This is a genomic window from Candidatus Darwinibacter acetoxidans, assembly GCF_041936445.1.
Classification (GTDB): domain Bacteria; phylum Bacillota; class Limnochordia; order Darwinibacteriales; family Darwinibacteriaceae; genus DTU010.
In genome coordinates this window covers 1-5,007 of the sequence record NZ_JBHGXH010000331.1, presented here as the reverse complement: position 1 = coordinate 5,007, position 5,007 = coordinate 1, and the positions used below count along the sequence as shown (strand labels likewise).

The 5,007-nt window shown below is 60.5% G+C and carries 6 protein-coding genes and 1 pseudogene; 4 read left to right on the top strand and 3 right to left on the bottom strand.

Annotated features, from left to right (window positions below):
* The coding region (locus ACE4YL_RS14465) for an EamA family transporter (protein ID WP_461369742.1) at positions 1 to 259 on the top strand (259 nt) is incomplete at its 5' end.
* Here ACE4YL_RS14465 and ACE4YL_RS14460 read toward each other — a convergent pair.
* Together ACE4YL_RS14460 and ACE4YL_RS14455 are read right to left on the bottom strand one after the other, a co-directional pair.
* Positions 256 to 576, bottom strand: a complete 321-nt coding sequence (locus ACE4YL_RS14460; protein WP_461358799.1) for a hypothetical protein — start codon at positions 574 to 576, stop codon at positions 256 to 258. The genes ACE4YL_RS14465 and ACE4YL_RS14460 overlap by 4 nt on opposite strands.
* A 72-nt stretch (positions 577 to 648) precedes the next feature.
* Positions 649 to 945, bottom strand: coding sequence for a hypothetical protein (locus ACE4YL_RS14455; RefSeq protein WP_461358798.1), 297 nt, complete (start codon positions 943 to 945; stop codon positions 649 to 651).
* Between the two features lie 152 nt (positions 946 to 1,097).
* Between ACE4YL_RS14455 and ACE4YL_RS14450 the strand changes: the two genes are divergently transcribed.
* Genes ACE4YL_RS14450 through ACE4YL_RS14440 form a run of 3 tightly spaced genes read left to right on the top strand, consistent with a single transcriptional unit; the run spans position 1,098 to position 4,772 of the window.
* A complete protein-coding gene (locus tag ACE4YL_RS14450; protein WP_461358797.1) occupies positions 1,098 to 2,297 on the top strand; it encodes a pyridoxal phosphate-dependent aminotransferase in 1,200 nt (399 codons plus the stop codon).
* Positions 2,294 to 3,433 (top strand): glycerate kinase, encoded by a 1,140-nt coding sequence (locus ACE4YL_RS14445; RefSeq protein ID WP_461358807.1) that lies wholly within the window; start codon positions 2,294 to 2,296, stop codon positions 3,431 to 3,433. The genes ACE4YL_RS14450 and ACE4YL_RS14445 overlap by 4 nt, the downstream gene beginning before the upstream one ends.
* 4 nt (positions 3,434 to 3,437) lie before the next feature.
* On the top strand, positions 3,438 to 4,772 hold the full coding sequence (locus ACE4YL_RS14440) for a GntP family permease (protein ID WP_461369741.1): 1,335 nt from the start codon (positions 3,438 to 3,440) through the stop codon (positions 4,770 to 4,772).
* 49 nt (positions 4,773 to 4,821) lie between these two features.
* Here ACE4YL_RS14440 and ACE4YL_RS14435 read toward each other — a convergent pair.
* A pseudogene (locus tag ACE4YL_RS14435) lies at positions 4,822 to 5,007 on the bottom strand (class I SAM-dependent RNA methyltransferase); the annotation flags it as partial.

Genomic DNA, 5,007 nt, shown 5'->3' with positions numbered 1-5,007 from the left:
CAGCTTCACCTGGCTCATGTTTGTGGCCCTGGCTTTGGTGCCCACGGTTTTGGGGCACAACAGCTTGAACTGGGCTTTGAAGTACCTTCCTGCTACCATGGTCTCCGTCACCATCCTGGGGGAGCCCTTGGGGGCCAGCATCATGGCGGTGTTCATCCTGAAGGAAGTGCCTGCCCCCTTGGAGGCCTTGGGCAGTGTGATCACCCTTTTTGGCATCTATTTAGTCTGGCAGGGAAACGCCCGCCGGGAAAAGGCCTAGCCCAAAACGCCCACAAGCTCCAGGAGCGTCATGCAGGTGGAAAAGACCACTCCCCCCGCCGCGCTGCGGGGCCAGGGGAGCTTGGTGAAAAGGGGCGTGAGGCCGAGATACAGCAAAAAGCGGCTCAGCCAGCGCAAGAAGGTTCCAAGGGGACCCGCCTGGGTTTGGCTGAGGCTCCCGGCGGCCAGGATCAGGCCTGCTCCAAGCACGGCCAGGCCCACCACCTGGGCGCTTAGGGGGCGGCCCTGGCGCAGCTGGCTCCCGGTGAGGGCTGCGGCCAAGACCAGCCAGAAGATGGCAGATGGCAAGAGCGGCATTGGATCATCCCTTCTAGAGTGAGAGTGAAGTTAAGCCCAGGTTGCCCTGGGCTTTCTGTGTAGGGGTGGGGGCTAGAAGAAGCTGCCGAAGAAACCGCTTACGGCACCGGCGACCACGTGCCTTAAGCAGTCTCCCAGGTTCCACTGGGAAACGGGGGTGGTGATTAAGTAGCAGACGCCTCCCACCGCGGCGCCCACCACGGTCTGGGCGGCCCAGGCGCCTTCCACTTCCTCCAGCTCCTCCAGGGTGAGGGGGACCACCTCACTGCCAAAGGGCGGGGAAGCGGGGGCATTGGCCAGGGCCGCGCTGCTGCCCAGACCAAGGAGGAGCACCACCAAGAGCAGCAAGGCGGCGGATCTTTTGCGCACAACAACCCTCCTTTCTGTGCGGGCCCGATCTGTTTGCTAGCAATTATAGTATAAACAATGCAGAAAATTCAGTCAATAGACGAAATCATTTCCCCCGGTAGGAATTATAATCTGCCTGAAGAATACGCATAATATTTACAGAAGGAAGGGAAGTGATCGCGTTGGTTAATGAATTGTTATCCCAAAAGGTGCAGGCCATTAAGCCGTCGGGTATCCGCAAGTTCTTCGACATTGCCGCCACCATGCAGGATGTGATCTCCCTGGGCGTGGGCGAGCCGGATTTCCCCACCCCGGAGGTGATCCGGGAGGCGGGTATCCGCTCCATCGTGGAAAAGGGCACCAGATACACCTCCAACTCCGGCCTTTTGGAGCTGCGCCAGGCCATCAGCCGCTATTTGGCAAGCCGCTTTCAGGTGGAGTACAACCCGGAAAACCAGATCCTGATCACGGTGGGGGGCAGCGAAGCGGTGGATCTGGCCTTAAGGGCCCTGATTAACCCCGGCGATGAAGTGCTGGTCCCGGAGCCCACCTACGTCTCCTACGGCCCCATGACCATCATGGCGGGAGGGGTGCCGGTTCCTGTGCCCACCTACGAAAAGGATGATTTCCGCCTCACCGCGGAGGCCATCAAGCCCTTGATCACTGACAAAACTAAAGCCATCGTTTTTTGTTATCCCAATAATCCCACCGGTGCGGTTATGGAAAAAGAGGACTTGGTGGCTATCGCCGAGGTTCTGCGCCAGCACAGGATCGTGATCATCTCCGATGAGATCTACGCGGAACTGGTCTACGGGATCGAGCATACTTCCATCGCGGCGCTCCCGGGGATGTACGAGCGCACCGTGCTGGTGAGCGGCTTTTCCAAGGCGTTTTCCATGACCGGCTGGCGTTTAGGCTACGCCTGCGGTCCTGCGGAGATCATTGGTGCGATGCGGAAGATTCATCAATACGGGATCATGAGCGCCCCCACCACGGCCCAGTGGGCGGCCATTGAGGCTTTGGAAAAGGGCCTGCCCGCTGTGGAGAAGATGCGGGGGGAATATGACCGGCGCCGGCAGTTCATCGTCCAGGGTTTCCGGGCCCTGGGGCTTTCCTGCTTCGAACCCAAGGGCGCCTTCTACTGCTTCCCCCGCATCTCTGATCTGGGGATGAGTTCCGAGGATTTCTGCACCGCCCTCCTGGAAGCAGAGAAGGTCGCGGTGGTGCCCGGTTCCGCCTTTGGCGATTCGGGGGAAGGGTTTGTGCGGGTGTCCTACGCCTATTCCCTTGAAGAGATCAAAGAGGCCCTTGAGCGCATTGACCGCTTTGTGCAAAGGGCTGCTGGGGAGAGTGGCAAATGGACAGCAGGCTGAAAATTGTCTTAGCCCCCGATTCCTTCAAAGGAAGCCTCACCTCCACCGAAGCGGCCCGGGCCATGGCCAGGGGAGTGGGGAAGGCTCTACCCGAGGCGGAGCTGGTTCTTCTGCCCCTCTCCGACGGCGGGGAAGGCCTGGTGGAGTCCCTGGTTGTGGCCAGCGGCGGCGAGCTCTTGGAGTACGAGGTGACAGGCCCCTTAGGTACTCCGGTCAAGGCCCAGCTGGGCCTGATGGGCGGGGGCAAAACCGCGGTGATCGAGATGGCCCAGGCTTCGGGGCTGGTTTTGGTGCCGGAGGAAGAGCGCAATCCTCTGCTCACCACCACCTTCGGCACCGGCGAGCTCATCGCCAGGGCCTTGGATCTGGGCTGTGACCATCTAATCATCGGCATCGGCGGGAGCGCCACCAACGATGGGGGCATGGGTATGGCCCAGGCCCTGGGGGTGCGCTTCTACGATGCAGATGGGGAGCTTCTAGGCGCAGGAGGCGGGGAGCTGGCCCGCCTGGACCGCATCGACTGCAGCCGCCTGGATCCCCGCCTGGCGGATGTGCGCATAGAAGTGGCCTGTGATGTGAATAATCCCCTCACGGGGCCCCAAGGCGCTTCCCACGTGTACGGCCCGCAGAAGGGAGCCACGCCGGAGATGGTGGAATTCCTAGATGCCGCCTTAGCCAGGTACGATCGGATCCTCCAGCGGGATCTGGGCCAGGATGTGGGCCGGGTTCCCGGGGCCGGTGCCGCGGGGGGGTTAGGGGCTGGCCTCATGGCCATTTTAGGGGGCAAGCTCGTTTCCGGCATTGAACTCGTCCTCAATGTGCTGGACTTTGAGGCCAAGGCCGGCGGGGCCGATTTGGTCATCACTGGAGAAGGCAAGTTCGACGGCCAGTCCGCCTACGGCAAGGTGCCCATGGGTGTAGCCCGCCGCAGCCGGGCCTTGGGCGTGCCCTGCGTGGTGATCGCGGGCACCGTGCTCCCCAGCGCGGACATTCTCCACGGGGAGGGCGTTGCCGCTTACTTCTCCATCCTCAACCGGCCCATGACCCTCCAGGAAGCCATGGAGGGTGCCGCTGAACTTCTGGAAAACCAGACGGCTGAAGTGATTCGTTTGTACAGTATTAAAAACAAGGAGTGATTCCATGCAAGGACCGGGCCTGCTCGTCCTGCTCCTGGCCGCCATCGCCTTCATCGTGGTGATGACCGCCCGGGTGAGACTTCATCCCTTTGTTGTTCTGCTCTTGGCTTCCTTGGGTGTGGGGCTGATTGCGGGTTTGCCTCCGCAGCAGGTGATCAGTTCCATAACTGGGGGCTTTGGAGGCACCCTATCTAGTATCGGCATTGTGATTGCCGCGGGCACCATCATCGGGTTCATCATGGAGAAAAGCGGTGCGGCCATGGTCATGGCCAGCTCCATCTTGAAGCTGGTGGGAGAGGGCCGCTCGGCACTGGCCATGGCCTTTACCGGGGGCGTGGTTTCCGTGCCCGTCTTTTGCGATTCGGGCTTTGTGATCCTCTCACCTTTGAACCGCACCATGGCCGCGCGCAGTAAACAGTCCCTTTCCGTGTTCGCCATCGCCCTGAGTATGGGGCTCTATTCCACCCATGTTTTTGTACCGCCAACACCGGGGCCCATTGCCGGGGCCGGCACCATTGGGGCGGATCTAGGCTCGGTGATCATCTGGGGTTTGATCGTTTCCATCCCCACGATTCTCGCCGGGTATTTTTTCGCCAAGCATTACGCTTCGAGGATCTACATTGATCCGGCGCAGGAAACCGAGGCGGAAGAGGTTGATGATCGGCAGTACCCTTCAGTCTTAAAATCCTTCGCGCCCATCGTGGTGCCTGTGCTGCTCATTGCCTTAAAGTCCTTCGCCGACTACCCCAGCAGACCCCTGGGCAGCGGGTCCCTCCAAGCGCTGCTAAGCTTTATTGGGAATCCCAATATCGCTCTGCTGATCGGTGTTTTTCTGGCCTTCCTTACGGTGCCGAAAATCACCAAGGAAGTACTGGGCGACTGGGTGGGGGTGGGCCTGGCCAGTGCCGGGACCATTATCCTGATCACCGGTGCGGGGGGCGCTTTAGGTCAGGTGATCCGGGACACGCCCATCGCCGCGTATATCTCCGATGTGTTAAGTGGCCTGCGCTTTGGCATTTTCGTGCCTTTCCTGCTCTCCGCGGCCCTGAAGACCGCACAGGGCTCTTCCACCGTGGCCATTATCACCACAGCGGGGATTGTTGCTCCGCTGCTGAACGCTCTGGGTTTGGCTTCGGGGCTGGGACCAACCCTGGCAGTTCTGGCCATCGGCGCGGGCTCCATGACCGTCTCCCACGCCAACGACAGCTATTTCTGGGTTGTGGCCCAGTTCTCGGATATGGAGGTGAGCCAGGCTTATCGCCTCCAGACCCTGGCTTCCCTGGTCTGCGGCTTAGTGGGAATTGTGGTGATCAGCATCCTATACTTCATCTTTGTCTAGCCCAAAGGAACACAAAAAGGCCGCTCCCCCCAGGGGCGGCCTTGACGCGCTAGGTCCTGCGTTTAGGGGGCCTGGGCCCGTAGTATTGGTAATACTGACATTCGATCCCACCGTTATACAGCTTGCGGCGCTTGGTGGCCCGCTGGCCAAACACCTTTTCCAAATGTGGATAGGCGGTGAGGATGTAGAAGGACCAGGTGTCCAGATCTTTTTTCACCTGGGCTAGCTCCCGGTA